Origin of the sequence: Streptomyces sp. NPDC002619, from assembly GCF_042889305.1 — a bacterium.
In the GTDB taxonomy this organism is placed as follows: Bacteria; Actinomycetota; Actinomycetes; order Streptomycetales; family Streptomycetaceae; genus Streptomyces.
In genome coordinates, this window is the sequence record NZ_JBIAQV010000022.1 from 120443 (window position 1) to 133956 (window position 13514).

Here is a 13514-nt window from a genome sequence, read left to right on the forward strand (position 1 = left end):
TTTTGAATTCAGGCGGTGAGGATTTCGAAGGAGGGTGGAATGCCGCACATGATTGAGGATGAAGAAACCGAGTACGAGGACGACTACGCACCCACCATTCCCGCCCGCGCCGCCTTCCGTCGTTTCTGGCCGCTGACCAGAGGATTGCGCGGCCCGCTGCTGATCGTCTGGCTGTGCACGGTGATCGCCGCGCTCGCCGAGACCGGGGCCATCCTGCTCTTCAGCGACCTCACCGACAACGCCCTGCAGAAGGGCTCGCTGAGCGCCTTCTGGAGCCCGGCCGCGCAATGGCTGGGCACCGCCGTCGTCGGCGCGCTCGTCGCGTACGCGGGCAACTCCCTCGCCGCGTGGGTCACGGAACGCTTCGTGATGCGGCTGCGCGACTACGTCTTCGACCATGTGCAGCGGTTGCCGCCGCACTTCTTCCAGCGCCACCGCCAGGGCGACCTGCTGTCCCGGCTGACCAGTGACGTCGAGGCGATCGAGACGATGGTCGTGTCGGGGCTGGTGGGAGCGGCGTCGGCGGCCTTCTCCGCCCTCTTCTACGCGACCGCCGCGTTCTGGCTGCGCTGGGACCTGGCCGCCGCCACCTTCGTCCTCGCCCCCCTGTTCTGGCTCGCGGCCCGCCGTTTCTCCGGTTCCATCAAGGACGTGTCCCGCGCGGGCCGGGTCGCCGACGGTGCCATCACGTCCGTGGTCGAGGAGTCGCTCGGCAACATCGTGTTGACGCAGGCGTACGACCGCCGGGACGCGGAACGCCGGCGGCTCGGCGAGGAGGCGAGCGCCTGGTTCCGCGCCTCGGTCCGCTCGACCCGGCTGGGCGAGGCGTACGAACAGCTCGTGCAGGTCATCGAGACGGTGTGCGTCCTCGCGGTGATCGGCATCGGCGCGTGGGAGATCTCCACCGGCCGGATGACCCTCGGCCAGCTCCTCGCCTTCGCCGCCTTCCTCGGCTACCTCTACCCGCCCGTACGCGGCCTGGCCCAGCTCGGTCTCACGGTCACGGCGGCGACGGCGGGCGCCGAGCGGCTCATCGAGATCCTGGACGTGCAGCCCTCCGTCACCGACCCGAGTCACCCGTCCGACGCGGGCCGCCCCGACGGCACCGTCGAGGTGCGCGACGTCGGCTTCGGCTACCCGGGCGCGGACAGAGCCACCCTCCAGGGACTCTCCTTCACGGTCACCCCGGGCGAGCTCGTGATCATCACCGGGCCCAGCGGCGCGGGCAAGTCCACGGTGTCGAAGCTGCTGCTCCGCTTCTACGACCCCGACCGCGGCGACATCCTCCTGGACGGCGTACCTCTGCGGGACCTCCCGCTGGCCCGGCTGCGCGAGTACGTGACGCTGCTGCCCCAGGAGACCCTGGTCCTGCACGACACCGTCCGCGCGAACATCGCCTGCGGCCGCGCCGGCGCCAGCGATCGTGCGATCGAGGAGGCCGCGAGGGCCGCCGACGCGCACGAATTCATCATGAGGCTGCCCGACGGCTACGACACCCGGGTCGACCCCAACTCGGCCCGACTGTCCGGCGGTCAGCTCCAGCGCCTCGCCATCGCCCGCGCTCTCTTGCGCGACTCGCCGGTCCTGGTCCTCGACGAGCCGACGACGGGACTGGACGCGATGGCCGCGCGCCGCGTCGTCAAGCCGCTGCGCCGACTGATGGCGGGCCGTACGACCATCATGATCACGCACGACCTGAACCTCGCCCCCGACGCCGACCGCATCCTGGTCGTCGACCGCGGCCGGGTGGTGGAGACGGGCCGGCACGAGGAACTGCTGGCGTGGGGTGGGGCGTACGCCCGGCTGCACCGGTCGCAGAACAACGCGGTGACGGACACGACGGAGTTGCGGATGCCGTTGCTCCGGCCCGGTGTCTGAGGGATACCGGTCTCACTGTCCGGGACAGTTGCATAAAGGGTTCACACGCCTGTCGGGGTCTATTACCCTGGACTCGGTAGTACATCGTGATGAACAACCCCAAGTCCGAACCGAGCCCTGGACAGCCCGTGACCACCCGCAGCGCCGCCACGTCATCGTCATTGCCCTCGCCGGCAGCCCGGGTTTCTTCCGGGGCTGGGGCTGGGCGTCCCCCGGGCCGGTTCGGTTCACTCGGGCCGGTCGGGCTGGTGCTGGCCGGTGGGATCTCGGTTCAGTTCGGCGGGGCGCTCGCCGTGACGCTGATGCCGCGTGCCGGTGCGCTCGGCGTGGTGGCCCTGCGGCTCTTCGCGGCGGCGGTGATCCTGCTGCTGGTCTGCCGGCCCCGGCTGCGCGGCCACTCGCGTGCCGACTGGGGCACGGTGATCGTCTTCGGCGTCACGATGGGCGCGATGAACGGCCTCTTCTACGAGGCGCTCGCCCGCATTCCGCTGGGCACGGCGGTGACCCTGGAGGTGCTGGGTCCGCTGACGCTCTCGGTCCTGGCGTCCCGCCGAGCGATCAACGCGGTCTGGGCGGGCCTGGCCCTCGGGGGCGTCTTCCTCCTGGGCGGAGGGGGCTTCGGCGGCCTCGACCTGGTGGGCGTCGCCTTCGCGCTGGGAGCGGGGTCCATGTGGGCGCTGTACATCGTCTTCAGCGCCCGTACGGGCAGGCGGTTCCCGCAGGCCGACGGGCTGGCGCTGGCCATGGCGGTGGCGGCGCTGCTGTTCCTGCCGCTGGGCATCGCGGAGGCGGGCGGCAGACTCCTGAACCCGACGACGCTTGGGCTCGGTTCGGCGGTGGCCCTGCTCTCCTCGGTCCTCCCCTACACCCTCGAACTCCTCGCCCTGCGCCGCCTGCCGGCCTCCACGTTCGCCATCCTCATGAGCCTGGAACCGGCCCTCGCCGCGACGGCAGGCTTCCTGATCCTGGGTCAGTCCCTCACCGCCACACAGGCAGCCGCGATCGCCCTGGTCATCGCGGCGAGCATGGGCGCGGTGCGCACACAGGTGGGGCGGAGGAAGGCGGCGGGGGGAGAGAACGTGGGGTAGGGGTTGGAGGACGGGGCGGGGCACCCGACTTCGTATGCCCCTGACTTCGTATGCCTCTGCCTCCCGCACCTCCGCAGCGAATCCATGCAAGCACGCTTGATTGTTTCTGGTGCCGCTGCCATGCTCCCCCCATGGCCGACCCGACGCCCGTCATCGACGATCTGCGTGTGGAAGGCGACGAACTCGAACTGCTCGTCGCCGATGTGAGCCCGGAGCGCTGGGCCCTGCCCACCCCCGCCGCCCGCTGGACCGTAGCCCACCAGATCGCCCACCTCGCCTGGACCGACCGGTCCGCCCTGCTGGCCGTCACCGACGCGGACGCGTTCCGTGAACTGGTCGAGAAGGCGCTGACCGCGCCCGACTCGTTCGTCGACGACGCGGCCGAGGAGGACGCCCAACTTCCGCCCGCCGAATTGCTGGCGAGCTGGCGTGAGGGTCGTCACGCCCTTGATCGCGCCCTCCGTAGCGCTCCCTCCGGCGCCCGTTTCCCCTGGTACGGGCCGCCCATGTCCGCCGCCTCCATGGCCACCGCCCGCCTCATGGAGACCTGGGCCCATGGCCTGGACGTCGCGGAAGCGCTCGGGGTGACCCGGCCGCCCACCGATCGCCTCCGGCACATCGCCTTCCTCGGCGTCCGCACCCGTGACTTCGCCTTCGGGGTGCATGGGCTGCCCGCGCCTGCCGAGCCGTTCAGGGTGGAACTGGTCGGTCCGACGGGCGAGTTGTGGACCTATGGGCCCGAAGGCGCCGCGCAGCGCGTCACCGGGCCCGCGCTCGACTTCTGTCTTCTCGTCACCCAGCGCTCCCACCGCGCCGACCTCGCCCTTCGCGCCGAGGGTGCCGACGCCGACCGGTGGCTCGACATCGCCCAGGCCTTCGCGGGGCCGCCCGGCAGCGGGCGCCCGGTGAAGGGGGCCGGCCGGTGACCGCACCGCTTCGTATCGGCAACGCCTCCGGGTTCTACGGCGACCGGTTCGACGCCCTCCGCGAGATGCTCACCGGCGGTGAACTCGACGTCCTCACCGGCGACTACCTCGCCGAGCTCACCATGCTCATCCTGGGCCGGGACCGGCTGGGGGACCCCGGCGCCGGGTACGCTCGTACGTTTCTGAGGCAGTTGGAGGACTGTCTCGGGCTCGCCCACGAGCGGAACGTCAAGATCGTCACCAATGCCGGTGGACTCAATCCGGCCGGACTCGCCGCCGCCGTACGGGAGTTGACCGAGCGGCTCGGCGTCCCGGTGCGTGTCGCCCACGTCGAGGGGGACGACCTCACCGCGGCCCACCCCGGCAGCCTCGCCGCCCATGCCTACCTCGGCGGGTTCGGTATCGCGGAGTGTCTGCGCGCGGGCGCCGACGTCGTGGTCACCGGGCGGGTGACCGACGCCGCGCTCGTCACCGGTCCCGCAGCCGCCCACTTCGGCTGGGAGGCTGGGGATTACGACCGGCTCGCCGGTGCCGTCGTCGCCGGGCATGTGCTGGAGTGCGGGACGCAGGCCACCGGCGGTAACTACGCCCATTTCACTGATCACACGCTCGAGCGGCTTCGGCGGCCCGGCTTCCCGCTCGCCGAGATCCATGACGACGGCAGCTGCGTCATCACGAAGCACGACGGCACCGGCGGATTCGTCGATGTCGGCACTGTCACCGCTCAGTTGTTGTACGAGACGGGTGGTGCCCGGTACGCCGGGCCCGATGTCACCGCCCGCCTCGACACCGTCCAGCTCAGTCAGGGGGGTGCCGACCGGGTGCGGATCGAGGGGGTGCGCGGGGAAGCTCCGCCGCCCACCCTCAAGGTCGGGCTCAATCGGCTCGGCGGCTTCCGCAACGAGGTCGTCTTCGTCCTCACCGGGCTCGACATCGAGGCCAAGGCCGCCCTTGTGCGGTCGCAGATGGGCGATGCGCTGGCCAAGTCGCCGCCGAATGACATCCGTTGGGACCTCGTCCGCACGGACCGGGCCGACGCCGACACCGAGGAGACGGCCAGCGCGCTGCTCCGGCTCGTCGTACGAGACCCTGACCAGCAGACCGTGGGGCGAGCGCTGAGCGGTGCCGCCATCGAGCTGGCGCTGGCCAGTTACCCCGGTTTCCATGTGCTCGCGCCACCGGGGAAGGGCGCGCCGTATGGGGTCTTCGAGGATGTGTACGTCCCCCATGGTGCCGTCCACCATGTGGCCGTCCTCCACGACGGGCGACGGATCCCTGTGCCGGGCCCCCAGGACACCCGTCCGCTGGAGGACGTGTCCGAGCCGTCGTCCCTCCCGGAACCCCTCCCGCCGGGCCCGACCCGCCGCGCCCCCCTCGGTCTTGTCGCCGGCGCCCGCAGCGGGGACAAGGGCGGCAACGCCAACGTCGGTGTGTGGGTCCGTACGGACGACGCCTGGCGGTGGCTCGCCCACGAGTTGACCGTCGAGCGGTTTCAGCAACTGCTGCCCGAGACCCGCGCGCTGACCGTCACCCGGCACGTCCTGCCCCATCTGCGCGCCCTCAACTTCGTCGTCGAGGGGATCCTCGGCGCGGGCGTCGCCTCCCAGCACCGTTTCGACCCGCAGGCCAAGGCCCTCGGTGAATGGCTGCGCTCCCGCCACCTGGAGATCCCGGAGACCCTGCTGTGACGGTCCTTCCCTCCGCCCTGGACGTCAACGACCCCTCGTTCACGGCGAACCGCGAGGCCATGCTCGCCAAGCTCGCCGACCTGGACGCCGAACACGCCAAGGCCCTCGCGGGCGGCGGCGAGAAGTACGTGCAGCGGCATCGGAAGCGCGGCAAGCTGCTCGCCCGTGAGCGCATCGAGCTGCTGCTCGACCCCGACACGCCGTTCCTGGAGCTGTCGCCGCTGGCCGCCTGGGGGAGCGACTACACCGTCGGCGCCTCCCTCGTCACCGGGATCGGTGTCGTCGAGGGCGTCGAGTGCCTGATCACCGCCAACGACCCGACCGTGCGCGGCGGGGCCAGCAACCCCTGGACCCTGAAGAAGTCGCTGCGCGCCAACGACATCGCGCTCGCCAACCGCCTGCCCTGCATCAGCCTGGTGGAGTCCGGTGGTGCCGACCTGCCGTCGCAGAAGGAGATCTTCATCCCCGGCGGGGCCATCTTCCGCGACATCACCCGGCTTTCCGCAGCCGGGATTCCTACCGTCGCCGTCGTCTTCGGGAACTCGACCGCCGGTGGCGCGTACGTCCCCGGCATGTCCGACCACGTGATCATGGTCAAGGAGCGCGCCAAGGTGTTCCTCGGCGGGCCGCCGCTGGTGAAGATGGCGACCGGCGAGGAGAGCGACGACGAATCGCTGGGCGGTGCCGAGATGCACGCGCGCGTGTCGGGGCTCGCTGACTACTTCGCCGTCGACGAGCAGGACGCGCTGCGGCAGGCGCGGCGCGTGGTCGCCCGGCTCAACCATCAGAAGGCGTACCGCGATCCGGGCCCGGCCGAGCCGCCCAAGTACGACCCGGAGGAGCTGCTCGGCATCGTCCCCGGCGATCTGAAGATCCCGTTCGATCCGCGCGAGGTCGTCGCCCGGATCGTCGACGGCTCCGACTTCGACGAGTTCAAGCCGCTGTACGGGACCAGTCTGGTGACTGGCTGGGCCGGCCTGCACGGCTATCCCGTCGGCATCCTCGCGAACGCGCAGGGCGTGCTCTTCAGCGAGGAGTCGCAGAAGGCCGCCCAGTTCATCCAGCTCGCCAACCAGCGCGACATTCCGCTGCTCTTCCTGCACAACACCACCGGCTACATGGTCGGTCGGGAGTACGAGCAGGGCGGGATCATCAAGCACGGCGCGATGATGATCAACGCGGTCAGCAACAGCCGCGTTCCTCATCTCTCCGTCCTGATGGGGGCGTCGTACGGCGCCGGGCACTACGGCATGTGCGGACGGGCCTACGACCCGCGCTTCCTGTTCGCCTGGCCCAGCGCCAAGTCCGCCGTGATGGGCCCACAGCAGCTCGCCGGCGTGCTGTCGATCGTCGCCCGCCAGTCGGCCGCCGCCAAGGGGCAGCCGTACGACGACGATGCCGACGCGGCGCTGCGCGCCATGGTGGAGCAGCAGATCGAGTCCGAGTCGCTGCCGATGTTCCTGTCCGGGCGGCTCTACGACGACGGTGTCATCGACCCGCGCGACACCCGCACCGTGCTCGGCCTGTGTCTGTCCGCCATCCACACGGCGCCCTACGAGGGTGCGCGTGGCGGCTTCGGCGTCTTCCGGATGTGACGGCCATGACGGATGTGAGGGATTCCGTGATTTCGACTCTGCTCGTTGCCAACCGCGGCGAGATCGCCTGCCGGATCTTCCGCACCTGTGGTGAGTTGGGAATCCGGACGGTCGCCGTGCACTCGGACGCCGACGAGAACGCCCTCCACGCGCGCGTGGCCGACACGGCGGTACGGCTGCCGGGGGCGACGCCCGCCGAGACGTATCTGCGCGGCGACCTGATCGTGAAGGCGGCAGTGGCGGCGGGCGCGGATGCCGTGCACCCCGGCTACGGCTTCCTCTCCGAGAACCCCGACTTCGCGCGCGCCGTCCTCGACGCCGGGCTGGTCTGGATCGGGCCGCCCCCGGAGGCGATCGAGGCGATGGCGTCCAAGACGCGCGCCAAGGAGCTGATGGGCATCGCGCTGCTCGGCGAGGTCACCGAGGCCGATCTGCCGGTGCTGGTGAAGGCGGCCGCGGGCGGTGGGGGGCGCGGGATGCGGATCGTGCGCCGCCTGTCGGAGCTCGACGGCGCCCTGGAGGGCGCACGGGCCGAGGCCGCGAGCGCCTTCGGCGACGGCGAGGTGTTCGTCGAGCCGTACGTCGAGAACGGCCGCCATGTCGAGGTGCAGGTCCTCGCCGACACGCACGGCACGGTGTGGACGCTCGGCACCCGTGACTGCTCCCTGCAGCGCCGCCACCAGAAGGTGATCGAGGAGGCGCCCGCACCGGGTCTGGATTCCAAACTCACCGGTGAGCTGTACGAACTGGCCGAGCGCGCCGCCCACGCCGTCGACTACGTGGGCGCCGGCACCGTCGAGTTCCTCGTCGCCGGCGGCAAGGCCCACTTCCTGGAGATGAACACCCGCCTCCAGGTCGAACACCCGGTGACGGAGGCCGTGTTCGGCCTCGACCTGGTCGCACTCCAGCTCCGGGTCGCCGAAGGCCACGCGCTCGAGAATGAGCCCCCACGCGCGCGTGGCCATGCGATCGAGGCCCGCCTCTACGCCGAGGACCCGGCCCGCGACTGGGCCCCGCAGACCGGCACCCTGCACCGCCTCGCCGTACCGGACGGCGTCCGCCTGGACACCGGGTACACCGACGGCGACGACATCGGCGTCCACTACGACCCGATGCTCGCCAAGGCGGTCGCCCACGCCCCCACGCGCGCAGAGGCGGTTCGCAAGCTGGCCGGCGCCTTGGAACGGGCTGCGGTCCACGGCCCGGTCACCAACCGCGACCTGCTCGTACGCTCCCTGCGGCACGACGAGTTCACGTCGGCCCGCATGGACACCGGCTTCTACGACCGCCACCTCGCCGGCCTGACCGAACCCGCCCCCGACCCGTACGCCCCCCTGGCCGCGGCCCTCGCCGACGCGCATGGCCGCTCCCGGTTCGGCGGCTGGCGCAACCTGCCGTCGCAGCCACAGGTCAAGCGGTACGAGCTGACGGGGGAGGAGCACGAGGTCCGCTACCGGTCCACCAGGAACGGCCCGACCGCCGACGGGGTACGCGTCGTGCACGCCGACGCGCGTCTCGTCGTACTTGAAGTGGACGGCGTACAGCGGAAGTTCGAAGTGGCGCGGTACGGCGACCAGGTGTACGTCAACGCGACCGCCCTCACCGCCCTGCCGCGCTTTCCCGACCCGACCACGCTCATCGCCCCCGGCTCCCTGCTCGCCCCGATGCCCGGCACGGTCGTCCGGATCGCCGACGACCTGGCGGAGGGAGCCGTCGTGGAGGCCGGCCGGCCGCTGATCTGGCTGGAGGCGATGAAGATGCAGCACCAGATCACGGCCCCGGTCACGGGCACCCTCACCGCCCTCCACGCCAAGCCCGGACAGCAGGTCGAGCCGGGCATGTTGCTCGCCGTAGTGCAGGAAAACCCCTCCTAGGAGCTCCCATGACCAGCGTCATCGAATCCGACGAGCACAAGGCCCTCCGCGCTGCCGTATCGGCCCTCGGCAAGCGCTACGGCCGCGAATACATCATGCGGACCATCGCCGAGGGCCGCGCACCCACCGAACTCTGGGCGGAGGCGGGCAAGCTCGGCTACCTGGGCGTCAACCTTCCCGAGGAGTACGGGGGCGGCGGTGGTGGCATCGCTGAACTCTCCATCGTGTTGGAGGAGTTGGGGGCCGCCGGATCTCCGCTCCTGATGCTCGTCGTCTCCCCGGCGATCTGCGGGACGGTCATCTCCCGCTTCGGCACCGAGGAGCAGAAGCGGGCCTGGCTGCCCGGACTCGCCGACGGCACCCGCCTCATGGCCTTCGGCATCACCGAACCCGACGCCGGCTCCAACTCGCACCGCATCACCACCACCGCCCGCAAGGACGGCGCCGACTGGCTGCTGACCGGCCGCAAGGTGTTCATCTCCGGTGTCGACATGGCCGACGCCGTCCTGATCGTCGGCCGCACCGAGGACGCCCGCACAGGCCGCCTCAAGCCCTGCCTGTTCATCGTGCCGACGGACGCCGAGGGTTTCCAGAAGCGGCCCATCGACATGGAACTCAGCGCCGCCGAGAAGCAGTTCGAGCTGGTCCTGGACGACGTACGGCTGCCCGCCGACGCGCTCGTCGGCGACGAGGACGCGGGCCTGCTGCAACTGTTCGCCGGGCTCAACCCGGAGCGGGTCATGACGGCCGCGTTCGCCATCGGCATGGGGCGCTACGCGCTCGCCCGGGCCATCGAGTACGCCCGCGACCGCTCCGTCTGGAAGGCCCCCATCGGCGCCCACCAGGCCATTGCGCACCCCCTCGCCCAGTCGCACATCGAACTCGAACTGGCCCGCCTGATGATGCAGAAGGCCGCGTATCTGTACGACGCCGGGGACGACATCGGCGCGGGCGAGGCCGCCAACATGGCCAAGTACGCGGCCGGTGAGGCCTGTGTGAAGGCCGTCGACCAGGCCGTGCACACCCTCGGCGGCAACGGGCTGACCCGTGAGTTCGGGCTCGCCTCGCTGATAACGGGCGCTCGCGTGGCTCGTATTGCTCCGGTGAGCCGGGAGATGATTCTCAACTACGTCTCCCACCAGACCTTGGGTCTGCCCAAGTCGTACTGAGTCGCCACAGCACCCGCCCGCGCGCGAGGAGGAACCGTGTTCCGCAGCGAGTACGCAGACGTCCCGGCTGTCGACCTGCCCATCCACGACGCCGTCCTGGGCCACGCCGCCGACTTCGGCGACCAGCCCGCACTGATCGACGGCACCGACGGCACCACCCTCACGTACGCGCAGGTGGACCGGTTCCACCGGCGGATCGCCGCCGCGCTCGCCGAAGCCGGCGTCACCAAGGGCGACGTGCTGGCCCTGCACAGCCCCAACACCGTCGCCTTCCCCACCGCCTTCTACGCGGCCACGCGCGCGGGTGCCTCGGTCACCACCGTGCACCCGCTCGCCACGCCGGAGGAGTTCGCCAAGCAGCTGCGGGACTCCGGGGCCCGCTGGATCGTCACCGTCTCGCCGCTCCTCGGACCGGCCCGCCGGGCAGCCGAACTCGCGGGCGGTGTACGGGAGATATTCGTCTGCGACAGCGCACCCGGACACCGCTCCCTGATCGACATGCTCGCCTCCTCCGCGCCCGAACCGCAGCTCGCCGTGGACCCTGCCGAGGACGTCGCCGCGCTGCCGTACTCGTCGGGCACCACCGGCGTGCCCAAGGGCGTGATGCTCACCCACCGCCAGATCGCCACCAACCTGGCCCAGCTCGAACCCCTGATCACCAGCGGACCCGGCGACCGCATCCTCGCCGTCCTGCCGTTCTTCCACATCTACGGCCTGACCGCGCTGATGAATGCGCCTCTCAGAAGGGGCGCCACCGTCGTCGTCCTGCCCCGCTTCGAGCTGGAGACGTTCCTCGCGGCCATCGAGACCCACCGCATCACCGGCCTGTACGTCGCCCCGCCGATCGTCCTCGCCCTGGCCAAGCACCCGGCCGTCGCCCGCTACGACCTCTCGTCCCTGCGGTACATCATCAGCGCCGCCGCCCCCCTGGACGCCCAGCTCGGCGCCGCCTGCTCCGAGCGCCTCGGCCTGCCCCCGGTCGGCCAGGCCTACGGCATGACCGAACTCTCGCCCGGCACCCACGTCGTCCCCCTCGACGGCATGGAGCAGGCACCGCCCGGCACCGTCGGCAAGCTCATCGCCGGCACCGAGATGCGCATCGTCTCCCTCGACGACCCCGGCAAGGACCTCGGCACCGGCGAACCCGGCGAGATCCTCATCCGCGGCCCCCAGGTCATGAAGGGCTACCTCGGCCGCCCCGATGCCACCACCGCGATGATCGACCCCGACGGCTGGCTGCACACGGGGGACGTCGGACACGTCGACGCCGACGGCTGGCTGTTCGTCGTCGACCGGGTCAAGGAGCTCATCAAGTACAAGGGCTTCCAGGTGGCCCCCGCCGAGCTGGAGGCCCTGCTCCTCACCCACCCGGGCATAGCCGACGCCGCCGTCATAGGCGTCTACGACGAGAACCACAACGAGGTCCCGCACGCCTACGTCGTCCGCCAGCCCACCGCCGACGGCCTCACCGAGGGCGCGGTCATGATGTACGTCGCCGAGCAGGTCGCCCCCTACAAACGCGTCCGCCGGGTCACCTTCATCGACGACGTGCCCCGCGCCGCCTCCGGGAAGATCCTGCGCCGGGAACTCAGGGAGCGGGCGTGACACTGATCGGCCGTACACGCGCGCGTGGCATCGAGACCCTCAGCCTGGACTCGCCCGGCACCCGCAACGCCCTGTCGGCCGCGCTGGTGACCGAACTTGCCGACGCCCTCACGGACTGCGCCAAGGACCCCGGTGTCCGTGCCGTCGTCCTCACCCACACCGGCAACACGTTCTGCGCCGGCGCCGACCTGCGCGACCCTCCCGATCCCGACGCCCTGGTCGGCCTGCTCCGGCAGATCGTCGAACTGCCCCAGCCGGTCGTCGCCCGGGTCACCGGACACGTCCGCGCGGGCGGCCTCGGCCTCCTCGCCGCCTGCGACATCGCCGCCGCCTCGACCGCGGCCACCTTCGCGTTCACCGAGGTACGCATCGGGGTGGCGCCCGCGGTGATCTCGATGCCGGTGCTCCCCCGCACCGACCCGCGCGCCATCGCCCGCTACTACCTCACCGGCGAGCGCCTCGACGCGGCGGAGGCCGCCCGCATCGGCCTGCTGACCCTCGCCGGCGCCGACGTCGACGAGGCCCTCACGCCGGTCCTGGACGGCCTGCGCAGATCCTCGCCCGAGGCCCTGGCCGAGACGAAGCGGCTGCTCACGGCTAGGGTGCTGGAGACCTTCGACCGGGACGCGGCCGACCTCACCGCGCTCTCGGCCCGGCTGTTCTCCTCCGTCCAGGCCCGGGAGGGGATGACGGCCTTCCTGGAACGACGGGATCCCACATGGGTGCTGTGACATGGGTGTTGTGACCGCCGAGGACCGCATGGAGCGCGTCCCCAAGCAGGACCGCAGCCGGGCCACCCGGCAGCGGCTCCTGGAGGCCGCCGTGGCCTGCCTCGCCGAGTACGGCTGGGCGGGCTCCACGGTCTCCGTCGTCGCCGAACGCGCCGGCGTCTCACGCGGCGCCGCCCAGCACCACTTCCGTACCCGCGAGGACCTCTTCACCGCGGCCGTCGAGTACGTCGCCGAGGAACGCTCCACCGCCCTGCGCGACCTGTTCCCCGACGGCCCCGCCGACCGCCGCGCCGTGGTCTCGGCCCTCGTCGACCTCTTCACCGGCCCGCTCTTCCGCGCTGCCCTCACCCTGTGGGTCGCCGCCTCCAACGAGGAGCAGCTGCGCCTGCGCGTCACCGAACTGGAGGCCCGCGTCGGCCGCGAGACCCACCGCATAGCGGTGGAACTCCTCGCCGCCGACGAGTCTCGCCCCGGCGTCCGCGAAACCGTCCAGGGCTTCCTCGACATGGCCCGCGGCCTGGGCCTCGCCAACCTCCTCACGGACGACACGACGCGTCGCGAACGGGTGGTCGCGCAGTGGGCCAGGCTGCTGGAGGGGGCGCTGGGCTGAGGGAAGCTGTCGGCCCGCGGGAACGCTGTCGCGGCGCGTCACCCTGGTCCGCATGCTTCCGATGCTCGTCCGACGCCGCCACGTGGACGACGTGCGCGTCACGAGCATGGCGGAACGGCACCACGCGAACTTGTTGACGGCGGCGTGGACAACTCCCTGGGGGCGCGGGGCTGTATCGATATGCGGCCCCGCCGCGTGGGCGCGAGCAACCACGAACGACCCGTACTCGCCATCGCGCCCCGACAACGCAGACGACTAGAAGACTGCTGAAAATCTCGGGTTCTGGCCCCGGCTCGGTGGAGTTGGGGCCAGTCTTGTGGGCATGCAGGGGGAATGGGCCGGGGAGATGG

Annotated in this window: 10 protein-coding genes; all 10 read left to right on the forward strand. The window is 71.3% G+C overall.

The annotated features are described in order from the left end of the window. Positions 1-48 precede the first annotated feature (48 nt). Positions 49-1878 (forward strand): ABC transporter ATP-binding protein, encoded by a 1830-nt coding sequence (locus ACFYXB_RS29000; protein WP_389587335.1) that lies wholly within the window; start codon positions 49-51, stop codon positions 1876-1878. An 89-nt stretch (positions 1879-1967) separates the two neighbouring features. Next, complete coding sequence (locus ACFYXB_RS29005; protein WP_389587319.1) at positions 1968-2966, forward strand: DMT family transporter; 999 nt, start codon at positions 1968-1970, stop codon at positions 2964-2966. A 131-nt stretch (positions 2967-3097) separates the two neighbouring features. Then, a complete protein-coding gene (locus ACFYXB_RS29010; protein WP_389587321.1) occupies positions 3098-3892 on the forward strand; it encodes a TIGR03084 family metal-binding protein in 795 nt (264 codons plus the stop codon). Then, positions 3889-5580, forward strand: coding sequence for an acyclic terpene utilization AtuA family protein (locus ACFYXB_RS29015; RefSeq protein WP_389587323.1), 1692 nt, complete (start codon positions 3889-3891; stop codon positions 5578-5580). The genes ACFYXB_RS29010 and ACFYXB_RS29015 overlap by 4 nt, the downstream gene beginning before the upstream one ends. After that, positions 5577-7175, forward strand: a complete 1599-nt coding sequence (locus ACFYXB_RS29020) for an acyl-CoA carboxylase subunit beta (RefSeq protein WP_389587325.1) — start codon at positions 5577-5579, stop codon at positions 7173-7175. The genes ACFYXB_RS29015 and ACFYXB_RS29020 overlap by 4 nt, the downstream gene beginning before the upstream one ends. Before the next feature lie 26 nt (positions 7176-7201). Further along, entirely contained in the window at positions 7202-9049 is a 1848-nt protein-coding gene (locus ACFYXB_RS29025) for a biotin carboxylase N-terminal domain-containing protein (protein ID WP_389587327.1), read from the forward strand. An 8-nt stretch (positions 9050-9057) separates the two neighbouring features. Continuing rightward, on the forward strand, positions 9058-10218 hold the full coding sequence (locus ACFYXB_RS29030; RefSeq protein ID WP_389587329.1) for an acyl-CoA dehydrogenase family protein: 1161 nt from the start codon (positions 9058-9060) through the stop codon (positions 10216-10218). 36 nt (positions 10219-10254) lie between these two features. Beyond that, positions 10255-11823, forward strand: a complete 1569-nt coding sequence (locus tag ACFYXB_RS29035) for a 4-coumarate--CoA ligase family protein (RefSeq protein WP_389587331.1) — start codon at positions 10255-10257, stop codon at positions 11821-11823. After that, complete coding sequence (locus ACFYXB_RS29040) at positions 11820-12554, forward strand: enoyl-CoA hydratase family protein (RefSeq protein WP_351345695.1); 735 nt, start codon at positions 11820-11822, stop codon at positions 12552-12554. The genes ACFYXB_RS29035 and ACFYXB_RS29040 overlap by 4 nt, the downstream gene beginning before the upstream one ends. Position 12555: 1 nt before the next feature. Then, on the forward strand, positions 12556-13164 hold the full coding sequence (locus ACFYXB_RS29045; protein ID WP_351345692.1) for a TetR/AcrR family transcriptional regulator: 609 nt from the start codon (positions 12556-12558) through the stop codon (positions 13162-13164). The last annotated feature ends 350 nt before the right edge of the window (positions 13165-13514 follow it).

Coding starts and splice junctions, on each gene's coding strand:
- ACFYXB_RS29000 (WP_389587335.1), top strand. CDS start 49: ATGATTGAGGATGAAGAAACCGAGTACGAGGACGACTACGCACCCACC.
- ACFYXB_RS29005 (WP_389587319.1), top strand. CDS start 1,968: ATGAACAACCCCAAGTCCGAACCGAGCCCTGGACAGCCCGTGACCACC.
- ACFYXB_RS29010 (WP_389587321.1), top strand. CDS start 3,098: ATGGCCGACCCGACGCCCGTCATCGACGATCTGCGTGTGGAAGGCGAC.
- ACFYXB_RS29030 (WP_389587329.1), top strand. CDS start 9,058: ATGACCAGCGTCATCGAATCCGACGAGCACAAGGCCCTCCGCGCTGCC.
- ACFYXB_RS29045 (WP_351345692.1), top strand. CDS start 12,556: ATGGGTGTTGTGACCGCCGAGGACCGCATGGAGCGCGTCCCCAAGCAG.